10 protein-coding genes are annotated in these 13384 nt (G+C 69.5%); 7 read left to right on the top strand and 3 right to left on the bottom strand.

The window, feature by feature from the left end; all coding sequences use genetic code 11:
• Window positions 1-123 precede the first annotated feature (123 nt).
• From ACFVH2_RS00655 to ACFVH2_RS00625, 7 genes are all read left to right on the top strand, one after another.
• Window positions 124-4383 (top strand): molybdopterin-dependent oxidoreductase, encoded by a 4260-nt coding sequence (locus ACFVH2_RS00655; protein ID WP_378475681.1) that lies wholly within the window; start codon window positions 124-126, stop codon window positions 4381-4383.
• Between the two features lie 72 nt (window positions 4384-4455).
• A complete protein-coding gene (locus ACFVH2_RS00650; RefSeq protein ID WP_378425950.1) occupies window positions 4456-4668 on the top strand; it encodes a molybdopterin-binding protein in 213 nt (70 codons plus the stop codon).
• 382 nt (window positions 4669-5050) lie between these two features.
• Window positions 5051-5332, top strand: a complete 282-nt coding sequence (locus tag ACFVH2_RS00645) for a hypothetical protein (RefSeq protein ID WP_378425948.1) — start codon at window positions 5051-5053, stop codon at window positions 5330-5332.
• A gap of 72 nt (window positions 5333-5404) precedes the next feature.
• Window positions 5405-6745: an amylo-alpha-1,6-glucosidase gene (locus ACFVH2_RS00640; protein ID WP_378425946.1), complete on the top strand. Its 1341-nt coding sequence runs from the start codon at window positions 5405-5407 to the stop codon at window positions 6743-6745.
• Window positions 6746-6876: 131 nt separating this feature from the next.
• On the top strand, window positions 6877-7752 hold the full coding sequence (locus ACFVH2_RS00635) for a TIGR03619 family F420-dependent LLM class oxidoreductase (protein WP_378425944.1): 876 nt from the start codon (window positions 6877-6879) through the stop codon (window positions 7750-7752).
• A gap of 87 nt (window positions 7753-7839) precedes the next feature.
• Entirely contained in the window at window positions 7840-8580 is a 741-nt protein-coding gene (locus tag ACFVH2_RS00630) for a glycoside hydrolase family 25 protein (RefSeq protein ID WP_378425942.1), read from the top strand.
• Between the two features lie 45 nt (window positions 8581-8625).
• Window positions 8626-9960 (top strand): DUF2254 domain-containing protein, encoded by a 1335-nt coding sequence (locus tag ACFVH2_RS00625; protein ID WP_378425940.1) that lies wholly within the window; start codon window positions 8626-8628, stop codon window positions 9958-9960.
• Here the strand turns inward: ACFVH2_RS00625 and ACFVH2_RS00620 are convergent.
• From ACFVH2_RS00620 to ACFVH2_RS00610, 3 genes are all read right to left on the bottom strand, one after another.
• Window positions 9957-10697 (bottom strand): amino acid ABC transporter ATP-binding protein, encoded by a 741-nt coding sequence (locus ACFVH2_RS00620; RefSeq protein WP_378425938.1) that lies wholly within the window; start codon window positions 10695-10697, stop codon window positions 9957-9959. The genes ACFVH2_RS00625 and ACFVH2_RS00620 overlap by 4 nt on opposite strands.
• Before the next feature lie 2 nt (window positions 10698-10699).
• Entirely contained in the window at window positions 10700-12502 is a 1803-nt protein-coding gene (locus ACFVH2_RS00615) for an ABC transporter substrate-binding protein/permease (protein ID WP_378425937.1), read from the bottom strand.
• A 64-nt stretch (window positions 12503-12566) separates the two neighbouring features.
• A complete protein-coding gene (locus tag ACFVH2_RS00610; protein WP_378425935.1) occupies window positions 12567-13361 on the bottom strand; it encodes an LLM class F420-dependent oxidoreductase in 795 nt (264 codons plus the stop codon).
• Between the last annotated feature and the right edge of the window lie 23 nt (window positions 13362-13384).

The raw sequence follows: 13384 nt of genomic DNA, 5'->3' as shown, positions 1-13384 counted from the left end.
CGCGACCCGGTCGCTCGGAGAAGAGACCGTCATCTGTCCGCAACATCGGCTCCAAGATCCGGAAATACCCGTACTCCATGATCGGTACCGGCCGAGCTTCACCGACCGAAGGAGCGTCGAACCGTGGGCGTGGGATCCGACACCACCAGCGTGGACACTCTGTGTGCCTACTGCGGGGTGGGGTGTGGCCTGGTCCTCGAGATCACCACCGACCCGGAGACCGGGCGCCGCCGGGCCGCGAAGTCGTCCGGCCGCAAGACCCATCCCACGAACTTCGGTCGGCTGTGCACGAAGGGCGCGACAACCGCCGACATGCTCGCCGGACCCGGTCGCATGGAGTCCGCCTACCTGCGGCCGGAACGTGGCGCCCCGATCGAGGCCGCCGACATGGACGCCGTCGTCACGGAGACAGCGCGGCGGTTGCGGGCGATCGTCGACGAGCACGGCCCCGACGCCGTCGCGCTGTACGTCTCGGGCCAGATGTCGCTCGAGGCTCAGTACCTGTCGAACAAGCTGGCCAAGGGCTTCATCGGCACCAACCAGATCGAGTCGAACTCGCGGCTGTGCATGGCGAGCGCCGGCACCGGGTACAAGCAGTCGCTCGGTGCGGACGGCCCGCCCGGGTCGTACCAGGATTTCGACCACGCCGACGTCTTCTTCGTGATCGGCGCGAACATGGCGGACTGTCACCCGATCCTCTTCCTGCGGATGATGGACCGAGTCAAGGCCGGCGCGAAGCTGATCGTCGTCGACCCCCGGCGCAGCGCGACCGCCGACAAGGCCGACCTGTTCCTGCAGATCGCGCCCGGCACGGACCTGGCACTGCTCAACGGACTGCTGCACCTGATCGCCGCGAACGGGTACACCGACCCCGACTTCATCGCCGAGTTCACCGAGGGCTGGGATGCGATGCCCGACTTCCTGGCCGAGTTCGGCCCGGACGACGTCAGCGAGATCACCGGCATTCCAGAAGCCGACATCCGTACCGCGGCACAGTGGATCGGCGAGGCCGGCAACTGGATGAGCTGCTGGACGATGGGGCTCAACCAGAGCACCCACGGCACCTGGAACACCAACGCCCTCTGCAACCTTCATCTGGCCACCGGCGCGATCTGCACACCCGGCAGCGGACCCTTCTCCCTCACCGGGCAGCCGAACGCGATGGGCGGCCGGGAAATGGGCTACATGGGACCGGGCCTCCCCGGTCAACGGGCCGTGACCTCCGACGCCGACCGGGAGTTCGTCGAGGACCACTGGAACATTCCGCGCGGGACCCTGCGCACCGAGATCGGCGGCGGCACGATCGACATGTTCTCCCGGATGGCCGGCGGCGAGATCAAGGCGTGCTGGATCATCTGCACCAATCCCGTTGCCACGGTGGCCAACCGCAAGACAGTCCTGGCCGGTCTGGAGGAGGCCGAGCTGGTGATCGCACAGGACGCGTTCCTCGAGACCGAAACCAACGACTACGCGGACATCCTGTTGCCCGCGGCGCTGTGGACCGAGTCGGACGGGGTGATGATCAACTCCGAACGCAACCTCACGCTGTTCCAGCAGGCGCTCGACCCGGTCGGGCAGTCCCTCCCGGACTGGCAGATCATCGCCCGGATCGCCTGCGAGATGGGCTACGCGGACGCCTTCACCTACGCGTCCGCGGAGGAGGTGTTCGAGGAGATCAAGCAATTCGCCAATCCGCGAACGGGATACGACCTGCGTGGTGTCAGCTACGAGCGGCTGCGGCAGACCCCGATCCAATGGCCGTGCCCACCCGGATCGGAGTCCGACACCGGCCGGTACCCGATCCGCTACCTCAACGACGGTGTGAGCCAACAACTTCTCGTCCGCGAGGACGGCACCACCCCGCGGCTGGCGTTCCCTACGCCGAGCGGGCGCGCCGTGTTCTTCGCCCGACCGCACATGCTGCCCGCCGAGATGCCCGACGACGACTACCCGTTCCTGCTGGGCACCGGCCGGCTCGCGCACCAGTGGCACACCATGACCAAGACCGGCAAGGTCGCCAAGCTGAACAAGCTCAACCCCGGTCCGTTCGTCGAGATCCACCCCGACGACGCGCGGCGCCTCGACGTCGCGGACGACGATCGGATCGAAGTGGCGTCGCGCCGTGGCCGTGCCGTCCTGCCCGCCGTCGTCTCCGACCGCGTGCGACCGGGAAACTGCTTCGCCCCGTTCCACTGGAACGACGCCTTCGGCGAGTACCTCGCCATCAACGCCGTCACCAACGACGCCATCGACCCGGTGTCCCAGCAACCCGAATTCAAGGCCTGCGCAGTCACTCTCACCAAGGTTGCCGCCACCGACGAACCGACCACCGACACCGCGGAAGCACCGGCCGCACCGGCCACCCCCGCCGCGCGACCCTCGACGCAGGAGATCAGCGTGTCCCAACTCGACACCCTCGCCGACCTCCTCGGCGTGGCCGACGAGCCCGCCCTCGAGCTGGGCCAGGTTCAGCGCCGCTACCTCGCCGGACTGCTCGCGGCGCTACGGACCGACGCCGGCCGCAATGCCCCCGGAGTCCCGGCGCTGCCCGCGGGCGCCCCGTTCGATCCCGACAGCCGCGCGTGGGTGGACGGCGTCCTGGCCGGCCTGTTCTCCCGCAGCCCGATCCCCGGCGGCGGCGTCCCCGTCGCGCTGACCGACACCGTTCTCGCCTCCGGGCCCGTCGGTCCGGAACCGAACGGCGCTACCGCCGGTGGGCGCGCACCGATCGTGGTGCTCTGGGCATCGCAGACCGGCAACGCCGAGGAGTTCGCGACCACCTGCGCCGCCTCGCTCACGGAGTCGGGAATACCGGCCGTGCTGCGCGGCATGGACGAGTTCCCCGCCGCGGATCTGGCCGGCACACGGGAGCTGCTGGTGATCACCAGCACCTACGGGGACGGCGATGCGCCGGACAACGGCGCGGATCTGTGGGACGCGCTGTCCGGTGACGACGCGCCGCAGCTCGCCGCCACCCGCTACGCCGTACTCGCGTTCGGCGATTCCAATTACGACGACTTCTGCGGTCACGGGCGCACACTCGACGCCCGGCTGACCGAACTCGGCGCCACCCGCATTCTCGACCGGGTCGACTGCGAGCCCGACTACGACGACGACGCCGCCACGTGGCTGACGGCCGTCACCGAGGCGCTGCTGGCGAGCCCCGCCCTGATCGGTTCGGGTCCCGGCGGCGCGCCGTCCTCGGCGTCGACCACCGTCGTCTCACCGCCGGCACCCGCAGCGGAGTCATCGGCCGACCGAACGCAGTACGGCAAGAAGTCGCCACTGATCACCTCCCTGACGCGCAATGTCACGCTGTCGCTGCCCGGATCGACGAAAGACGTGCGGCAGTTCGGTTTTCACCTGCCCGAAGCCACCCTCGACTACGAGGCCGGTGACGCGCTCGGTGTCTGGCCGCGCAACAGCACGCCCTTCGTCGACGACTGGCTCACCGCCACCGGCCTCGACGGCGACGCGGCGGTAGAACTCGCCGATGACGGCCCGATGCCCTTGCGACGCGCACTCGTCGAACGCCTCGAGATCACCCGCATCACCGCCGACCTGCTTCGCTTCGTCCACGAACACACGCGCGACGACGACCTCGCCGATCTGATGAAACCGGAGAACAAGTCGCTCCTCGACGACTGGTCGTGGGGACGTCAATCCCTCGACCTGCTCGACCGGTCGCCCGTCCGCGCCTCCGTCGACGAATGGCTCGCCGTCCTCAAACCCCTTGCGCCGCGGCTGTACTCCATCTCGTCCAGCCCGAAGGAGAACCCCCGCGAGGTGCAGTTGACGGTCTCGGCGGTCCGCTACAACGTCGTCGGTGTCCCGCGGCGCGGGGTGTGCTCGACCTACCTCGCCGACCACGCCGAGAACGACGACATCGGCATCTTCGTGCAGAAGTCCCGCCACTTCCGGCCCCCGGCCGATTCCGAGACCCCGATGATCATGGTCGGGCCGGGCACCGGCATCGCACCGTTCCGTGCCTTCCTGCACGAACGACGCGCGCTGGGGCACACCGGACCGAACTGGCTGTTCTTCGGCGAACAGCACGCCGCCACCGACTTCTACTACCGCGAGGAGATCGAAGAACTCCGCGAGGACGGCTTTCTCACCGAGCTCGACGTGGCGTTCTCCCGCGATCAGTCCGAGAAGATCTACGTCCAGGACCGGATGCGGGAACGGGGCGCGCTGCTCTGGGAGTGGTTGCAGAACGGCGCGCATTTCTACGTCTGCGGCGACGCGAACCGGATGGCCAGGGACGTCGACGAGGCGCTCTGCGGCGTCGTCGCCCAGCACGGCAGACTGGCGCCCCGCAGCGCCGTGGCCTACGTCAAGGCGCTCGCCGCCGAGAAGCGCTACGTGCGAGACGTCTACTGACAGGCGACCGAACCAGACCGTGGGTAGTCTCGGTCCGTCAGCACTGCCAGTTGGCCAGTAGGAGGGTTCGCAATGCGCCTGTCCACCCGCAACCAGCTCGCCGGAACCGTCACCGAGGTGACCGTCGGCGCCGTGATGGCGACGGTGAAGGTCCGACTCGACGGGGGCGACCAGATCGTGACGGCCTCGATCACCAAGGAGGCCGTCGAGGAACTCGGCCTGGCCGTCGGCACCCCGACCACCGTCCTGGTGAAGTCGACGGAGGTCATGCTCGCGGTCGACTGACGGGGACACGCGTCGTCGTAAGCCTGTGTTGCGGCCCGTTGTGTTCCTAGACTGGACCTGCGGTGCGACGCACGTCACTTGCTGCGTCCTCCGTCGACGCCGAGGAGAGCCGTGGCCGGACAGGACGAGTTCGAGCAAGCGGTGTTCAACCACGTCATCGCCGGGGCGGGAAGCGCCGACCTTGTGCTCCCATATTGCGTTCTCGCGGAACACAATTCCCGTCTTTCCGGGGCCGTGGATCGGGCACCGCCTGGGCCACGTTCGGCGGAGCGGTACAACGTCAGCTACATTCTAGTTACGAGACTGGTGCCACCTCGGTGCCACGGACGCGGTCGTCGAGACGACCCGGCCGGGCAGCCGATCAGGAAGGAAGTCGCGAGCTATGGGATCTGGCAAGGACAAGGACAAGAAGGCGAGCCCCGAACCCGAGGCGAAGCCGCTGGCGGTCGGGGACCAGGTGGTGACGAGCGCCGATTCGGTCCTGCCGGACGGCGAGGCCTCCGAGCAGCCGGGGGTGATCGTCGACGACTTCGCGGCCACCCTGGTGGGTGAGGACGCCGACTACGGCCGGGACTGGGCGCACGCGCGACGGTGGGCGATCAAGCTCGACGACGGGCGACTGGTGTTCCGCTCCTCGGACGAGGTCGCCCGCCAAGCGGGGTGACCCGCGGCGCGATCCCGCCGCGCGGCACCCCGCCGGGCGGCGGAACGCGCGGCGGGGACGCAGACTAGGGGAATGCCCGCCGACCCCGGATTCATCCCGACGCAACTCGCGGCACGCGCCGCGTACCTGCTGCGGGGCAACGACCTGGGCACGATGACGAGCGCCGCGCCACGGCTGTACCCGCACATGTGGAGCTGGGACGCCGCCTTCGTCGCGGTCGGGCTGGCCCCGCTCAGCGTCGAGCGGGCCGTCGTCGAACTCGACACCCTGCTCGGCGCCCAGTGGAGAAACGGGATGATCCCGCACATCGTCTTCGCGAGCGGGGTCGACGGCTACTTCCCCGGTCCGGACCGCTGGGCTTGTTCCGAGTTGGCCGCCGCGGCGCCCGCCTCGCCTCGGACCTCCGGCATCACCCAGCCGCCCGTGCACGCGATCGCCGTGCAGCGCATCCTCGACCACTCGCGTCGGCACGGCCGCAGCACCCGCGCGGTCGCCGAGGAGTTCCTCGACCGCCGCTGGCCTGACCTGGTGCGCTGGCATCGGTGGCTGGCCGAGGCCCGCGATCCGAACCAGTCGGGCCGGCTGACGCTCTACCACGGCTGGGAATCGGGCATGGACAACTCGCCGCGGTGGGACGCCGCGTACGCCAATGTCGTTGCGGGGCCGGTCCCGGCGTATCGACGCGAGGACACCGCCGTCGTCCTCGACCCCACACAGCGGCCGACCGACGGCGAGTACGACCGGTACCTGTGGCTGCTCGAGCAGATGAAGGCGGTCCGTTACGACGACGCGAAACTCGTCGGCGAGATGAGCTTCGCCGTCGAGGACGTCTTCGTCACTGCGATCTTCTCGCTCGCCTGCGAGGTGCTCGCGACCATCGGGGAGGAGCACGCGTCGCCGCGTGCTGACGTGCGCGACCTGCACGAGTGGGCCGCCCGCTTCCGTGCAGGCGTCGTCGCGACCACCGATCCGCGCTCCGGCGCGGCCCGGGACTTCGACCTGCGAACGGGCCGCTGGATCGGCACCGAGACGCTGGCGATGTTCGCACCGCTGCTCTGCGGCGGCCTCGACCGCGAGACCGAACGCGCCCTCGTCCGGACCTTCGAGGGTCCGCGTTTCTGCGGCCATCCGGACCTGCGGTACGCGGTGCCCCCCTCGACATCGCCGGTGTCCGGCGACTTCCGGCCACGCGAGTACTGGCGCGGGCCGGTGTGGCCGGTGATGACGTGGCTGTTCTCCTGGGTGTTCGCCCGGCGCGGTTGGGCCGAGCGGGCACGGCACCTGCGCAGCGAGGGGCTGCGCCAGGCCAGTGACGGCAGCTTCGCCGAGTACTACGAGCCGTTCACCGGCGAACCGCTCGGCAGCATGCAGCAGTCGTGGACGGCGGCCTCGGTCCTCGACTGGCTCGGGTGAACCGGCACCACCGTGACTGCCCGAACCGTCAATTCGTCCGCTGGGCGGGACGCGGGGTTCGCCGAGACCCGCGCGTCCGGTCAGGTATGACCTAGACCACATCGGCAGCAGCAGCGGCGAAGGAGCAGGAAGTGCGTTTCACTTACGCGGAGTCCATGATCGACCCGGATTTCTACGTGCCACTCGCGCGGGCGGCAGAGGAAGCCGGCTTCCACGGCATGTCCATCGCGGACAGCGTGTGCTACCCCAAGGAATCCGACTCGGTCTACCCCTACACGCCGGACGGAAGCCGGGAATTCCTCGAGAACAAGCCGTTCGTGGAGGCGTTCGTCCTCGCCACCGCCCTCGGCGTGGCGACGACCACGCTGCGCTTCACCACCTTCGTGCTCAAGCTGCCGATCCGCCCCCCGGTCCTGGTCGCCAAGCAGGCCAGCTCCATCGCCCGCCTGACGAACAACAGGCTGAGCCTCGGCGTCGGCCTGAGTCCGTGGCCGGACGACTTCGAGGTCATGGGGGTGCCGTGGGAGCGGCGGGGCAAGCGGACGAACGAGGCGATCGACATCCTGCGCGGTCTGGTGAGCGGCGAGTACTTCGAGTACCACGGCGAGGTCTACGACCTGCCCGCCATCAAGTTGAACCCGGTGCCCAGTGAGCCCATCCCGATCCTCGTCGGTGGACACAGCGACGCGGCACTGCGGCGGGCGGTGGTGCGTGGTGACGGCTGGATGCACGCCGGTGGCGGCGACGAGGAACTCGACGGCCTGCTCGCCAAGCTGCAGCGGATTCGGCAGGAGGAGGGTAAGGCCAACAGCCCCTTCGAGATCCACGTGATCTCGCCGGAGGCCTACACGCTCGACGGGATCAAGCGCCTCGAGGACAAGGGCGTCACGGACGTGATCGTCGGGTTCCGCGACCCCTACGGCATGGGCCTGGACACCGAACCGCTGGCGGACAAGGTCGCGGCCCTGACGAACTACGCCGAGTCTGTGATAGCCAAGAGTGCGTGACCGTCGGGCGTGGCCCTCGACGCGGCTCGGCGCAAGTTCATGCGCAGTTTCGTTGCCGCGAAACAGGTATCGGTTTAGTCTCGGGCGATGACGTCCCCGCGCCGTGCTCTTGCCCGAAAAGTGACCCGACTCGCCCCGCTGCTGCTGGCGGGTGCCTTCGTCCTCGGCGTGCCCGGGGTGGCAGGCGCGGAGCCGGTGCGGGGTCCGGACGTCGCGTCCTGGCAGCACCCGGGCGGGTCGGGGATCGACTGGTTCGCGGTCCGCCGGGCCGGTCACGACTTCGCGATGGTCAAGGCGACCGAGGGACTGAGCTACGTCAACCCGTACTTCATCCAGGACGGTATCGGCATGCGGGCCGCCGGGGTCGTCCGCGGCGCCTACCACTACGCCGACGTCCGGCAGTCGCCCGAGGCGCAGGCCGCGTTCTTCGCCAGCACCTCGTTCCCGATCGTCAGCGGCGGACTGCCGCCGGTGCTCGACCTCGAGGACGCCAAGGGCCTGCCGCCGGCGGCGGTCATCGACTGGACCCACCGCTTCCTCAACTCGGTGCAGGCGCTGACCGGCCGTCAGCCGATCATCTACACGTACCCGAACTTCTGGCGTACGGCGATGGCCAACACCAACCAGTTCGCCAACTACCCGCTCTGGATCGCCGATTACAACGGTCAGAACGCGCCCGGCCCGCTGCCCGGCGGCTGGCGCGATTGGACGTTCTGGCAGTACACCAGCACCGGCCAGATTCCCGGCGTAAACGGCAACGTGGACCTCAACATCTACAGCGGCAGGCTGGGGTCGATCCAGAACTTCTCGAATCCGTTCGGTAGCTGACCGACCGGGCGGGGCGCTGAGCCCGCCCGGCGTACGCTTCGGAGGGTGCTGAGGCGCGAGGCCGTCTGGGAGAACATGCGCGGCGCACTGTGGGTGCTGCCCACGATCGCCGTGGTGGTCGCATTGGTGCTCGGGTCGGCGCTGTCCACGGTGAATCCGCGGCCGGGCAGCTGGCTGAACCGACTGGCCTTCCAGGGCACGCCCGACGACGCCCGCACCCTGCTGATCGGGATCTCCGCCACCATGATCACCGTCGTCGCGCTGATCCTCGGTCTCACGGTCGTCGCGTTGCAGCTGTCCTCGACGCAGTTCTCGCCGAGGATCCTGCGGAACTTCCTGCGCGACCGCTCGAACCAGCTGGTGCTCAGCGTCTTCGTCGCCACCTTCGCTTACAGCATCGCCGGCCTGTACACGGTCGGCGTCTCCGCGGGCAACCGGACCGGCGACTACCCGCGACTGGCGGTGAGCTGGGCGCTCGTGCTGCTGTTCCTTAGCCTGGCAGCGCTGGTGTACGAGATCCACCACCTGACGCACTCGCTGCAGATCGACGAGATCATGCGCACCGTGGAGCGGGGCACGCGGGAGGTGGTGCGCCGTGGCCTGCCCGAGGTGTCGCACGCGGCCCTGCCCGAGGTGCCGGGATCGGCGACCGCGGTCGTGTCCGCCCACACCGGCTACGTGCAGACCATGCACCCCGACGCGGTGGTCTCGGTCGCCGCGCGGCGCGCGGTCACCGTCCGGATGGCCGCGCGGGTCGGCGACCACGTCACCGCGGGAGCCACCCCACTCGCGTGGGTCTGGAGCCGATCCGGCCCGGCCGCTGTGACCTCCCCCGGCGTTCCGCTCGCCGCGCGGGAGGAGCTCGGTCGCGCCGTCGACCAGGCCGTACGCATCGGATTCGAGCGCACCCTCGAGCAGGACGCGGCTTTCGGGCTGCGCCAGCTCGTCGACGTGGCGTCGAAGGCGTTGTCGCCGGCCGTCAACGACCCGTACACGGCGGTGCAGGCGGTCGACCACCTGAGCGCGATCATGGTCTCGCTGGCCCGTCGCGAACTCGGCCCGCTGGTCCTGTCCGCCGGCCCGGGCGGCGACACCGTCGGCGTGCCCGCCTACACCTTCGCCGAGTACCTGGATCTGTCCTGCGCCCAGATCCGGCGCTACGGTGCGCGGGAACCGACCGTGCTGCTCGCGCTCGTGCGGCTGCTGCGCGACTGCGCGGCCGTGACATCGGACGAGGGCCGCCGCGCGACCATCGGGCGGCAACTCGACCTGCTCGAGCAGGACGGGACCCGCGAGATCGTGCAGTCGGCCGACCTGACCGCCGTCATCGACGCGGCCGCGGCCCTGCGGCGGGAGCTGGCACCCGGGGCGACTCGCTAGAGGACCTGGGAGAGGAAGGCTTGCAGCCGGTCGGTCTGCGGGTCGTCGAACACCGCGTCCGGCTTGCCCGTCTCCACGACCACCCCGCGGTCCATGAAGACCACGGTGTCGGAAACCGTTCGGGCGAAACCCATCTCGTGAGTCACCACGATCATCGACATACCGGTGGCGGCCAGGTCGGCCATCAGCGCGAGCACGCCCTTGACCAGCTCCGGGTCCAGCGCCGAGGTGGCCTCGTCGAAGAACATGATCTCCGGCTTCATCGCCAGCGCGCGGGCGATCGCCACTCGCTGTTGCTGCCCGCCGGACAGGTTCGCGGGCCGCGACTCGGCCTTCTGCCGCAACCCGACCAGCTCGAGCTGCTCGAGCGCCGCCTCGCGGGCCTGCTCCTTGGACAGCCCGCGAAGCTTGCGGGGACCGAGCGCGACGTTGTCGAGCACGGTGCGGTGCGGGAACAGGTTGAAGTGCTGGAACACCATGCCGATTCGCTGCCGCAGCTTGTCGGGGTTGTCGGTCAGCACCGACCGCCCGTCGATGAGGATGTCGCCCTGTTCGGGCTCGTGCAGGCGGTTGAGCACCCGCAGCAGGGTCGACTTGCCGGACCCGGACGGCCCGATCACCGAGGTGGTCGCGCCGGCGTCGACGTGGATGTCGACCCCGCGCAACACTTTGTTCTTCCCGAACGACAGGTGCAGGTCGGTGCCGGTGAGCGAACCGGACGTGACGGCAGTGGTCACCGCTATCCCCTCTCCACGACGATGGCTTGTTCGAGCGGATCGAGCGTGCCCGAGGTGTCCGCCTTGCCGGTCCGCAGCCGCTTGTCGATGTAGTTCACCAGGTGGGTCAGCGGAATGGTCAGCACCAGGTAGAACAGGCCGGCCGCGACCAGCGGCGAGAGGTTGCCGGTCTGGGCGTTCAGATCGCGCCCCACGGCGAACAGCTCACGCTGCGTCGCGAGCAGACCGAGGAAGTAGATCAGCGAGGAGTCCTTGATCAGCGAGATGAACTGGTTCATCAACGCGGGCAGCACCCGCCGCACGCCCTGCGGGATCACCACCAGGTTCATCGCCCGCCGGTGGCTGAACCCGATCGCCCGCGCGGCCTCGAGCTGACCCGGTTCCACGCTCTGGATGCCGGAACGGAAGATCTCGCCGATGTACGCCGCCGCCAGCAACGCCAGCGCCGCCGCACCGAGCCAGTACGGATTGTTGCCGGTCAGGCCCTTGACCACCGGTCCGACGCCGAGCCCGACGATGAGGATGATGACCACGGCGGGCAGGCCGCGGAAGACGTCGGTGTAGACCCGGGCGGGCCAGCGCAGCCACCGCGTGCGGGAGATGCCCGCGACCGCCAGCAGCATGCCGAGCACCGTGCCGGCCACCCCGGAGGTGAGGGCGAGGATCACCGTGTTCGGCAGGCCGGTCTTGAACAGGTCGGGGATCGCCTTGCGGTAGAGATCCCAGTCGAAGAAGGTGTCGCCGAGCTGCGCGAGCGTCGACTTCTGTTCCGCCTGTTCGCCGGTCGGGTTCTGCTGGGCGTTCTGGGCGGCGATCGCCGCGAAGTCGGGCAGCTGGGGCGCCGGCGCGGCCTTGCTGCCGGGTTTCCAGCCGGTGGGCAGCTGCCGCGGCACCCAGTCCGAGTACAGCCGCGACCAGGTGCCGTCCGCGATCACCGCGTCTAGCCCGGAGTTGAGTGCGTCGATGAGCGGCTGGTTGCCCTTGTTCACCGCCCAGCCCACGAAGTTGTTGAGGCTGAAGGTGTTCTGCACGATGGCGGTGCCGTCGCCCGGCTTGATAGCGCCCTCGGCCTGTTGAGACGGGGCCACCCAGGCGTCGATCTGTCCCGACTTCAGGTTCGCGTACGCGGTGTTGTAGTCGGGGAACTTCACCGGGTCGAGCTTCAGGGTGTTGACGACGTAGTCGTCCTGCACGGTGCCCTGCACCACCCCGATGCGGGTGCCGGCGTTGAGGTCGGCGAAGCCCTTGACGGTGCCGCCGTTGGGGGCGACCAGGGAGAAGTAGCCGAAGTCGTAGCCGTTGGTGAAGCCGACCGTCTTGCGGCGCTCGTCGGTGGTGGTGATCGAGGACGAACCGACGTCGAAGCGCTTGTTCGCGACCTGGGACAGCAGGCCGGCGAACTCGGTGCCGGAGAAGTCGATCTGCAGGCCCAACTTGTCCGCGATCGCCCGCAGCAGTTCGTTGTCGAAGCCGGTGAAGGTGCCGGAGGAGTTGACGCAGATGCTCGGCGGGGCGTCGGACAGGGTCCCGACGCTGAGCTTGCCCGGGGTGGCCAGGCCGAGGGCGCCGACGTCGATCTGGTCGAGGGGCTTGGTCGTCGCGGTGGTGTACCGGTCCTCCCCCGCGGCGGCCGCGGCCGCGTCCAGGTTCGTCGGCACCGCCGCCGCGCTGCCGACACCGGGCGGCGAGCACAGGTCGGTGGCCGAGGTGGCCGAGTCGTCGCCACCGCACCCGGTCAGCGTCAACGCGAGCAGCGCCAGCAGGGCGACGAGCACCCGACCCTTCACGACATGTGGACGAACCATGCAGAAGAGCCTAGCGGCGCCAGGGGCCGGGACCGGGGAACCGTTTCGGTTCGGTGAAGGCTGGTCAGGCCAGGCCCTCGATCGGCTCGGGCAGCCGGTCCGCGCGCCAGCGCAGCGCCTCGTGGACCGTCGAGAGGTCGTAGTCGGGCCCGCCGGTGCCGACGGTGAACAGGGTGACGCCCGCGTCGAGGAAGTCCTCTGCGGCCTCCGGGCCGGGCCAGGCGACCGACCGCTCGATCCGCGCGGGTTCGCGGCCGACGGCCGCGCAGTGGTCGGCCAGCACCCCCGACTTGTGTCGCAACGCCTCGAGGTCGGCGAAGCTGTGCCACACGTCCGCGTACTCGGCGACAAGGCGCAGCGTCTTCCGTTCGCCGCCGCCGCCGATGAGGATCGGGATGTGCCGGGTCGGCGCCGGGTTGAGCTTGCCGAGCCGCGCCGAGATCCGGGACAGGTTCTCGGCGAGCAGCTTCAGGCGGTGCCCCGCGGTGCCGAACGGGTAGCCGTACTCGTCGTAGTCCTTCTCGAACCAGCCGGCCCCGATGCCGAGGATGAGCCGCCCCCCGCTGATGTGGTCGACCGTGCGGGCCATGTCCGCGAGCAGGTCCGGGTTCCGGTAGCCGCCGCCGCTGACCAGCGCGCCGATCTCCACCCGCTCGGTCTGCTCGGCAAAGGCTCCGAGCATCGTCCAGCACTCGAAGTGGGCGCCGTTCGGGTCGCCGTAGAGCGGATAGAAGTGGTCCCAGGTGAAGACGATGTCGACTCCCGCCTCCTCGGACCGCAGCACCGCGTCGCGGATCAGGCGGTAGTCGGGCGCGTGTTGGGGCTGGAGCTGGACGCCGATGCGAAATCCGTGGGTCATCTGCACTCCTTGACTCGTCGAGG

It is taken from the genome of Rhodococcus sp. NPDC127527 (assembly GCF_042672245.1).
In the GTDB taxonomy this organism is placed as follows: domain Bacteria; phylum Actinomycetota; class Actinomycetes; order Mycobacteriales; family Mycobacteriaceae; genus Rhodococcus_G.
The sequence above is the reverse complement of the archived record's forward strand: the minus strand, read 5'-3'. Positions and strand labels throughout refer to the sequence as shown.

Bases quoted from the DNA above. Each gene is read 5' to 3' on its own strand.
- ACFVH2_RS00650 (WP_378425950.1), top strand. From the start codon at position 4,456: ATGCGCCTGTCCACCCGCAACCAGCTCGCCGGAACCGTCACCGAGGTG.
- ACFVH2_RS00645 (WP_378425948.1), top strand. From the start codon at position 5,051: ATGGGATCTGGCAAGGACAAGGACAAGAAGGCGAGCCCCGAACCCGAG.
- ACFVH2_RS00640 (WP_378425946.1), top strand. From the start codon at position 5,405: ATGCCCGCCGACCCCGGATTCATCCCGACGCAACTCGCGGCACGCGCC.
- ACFVH2_RS00630 (WP_378425942.1), top strand. From the start codon at position 7,840: ATGACGTCCCCGCGCCGTGCTCTTGCCCGAAAAGTGACCCGACTCGCC.
- ACFVH2_RS00615 (WP_378425937.1), bottom strand. From the start codon at position 12,502: ATGGTTCGTCCACATGTCGTGAAGGGTCGGGTGCTCGTCGCCCTGCTG.
- ACFVH2_RS00610 (WP_378425935.1), bottom strand. From the start codon at position 13,361: ATGACCCACGGATTTCGCATCGGCGTCCAGCTCCAGCCCCAACACGCG.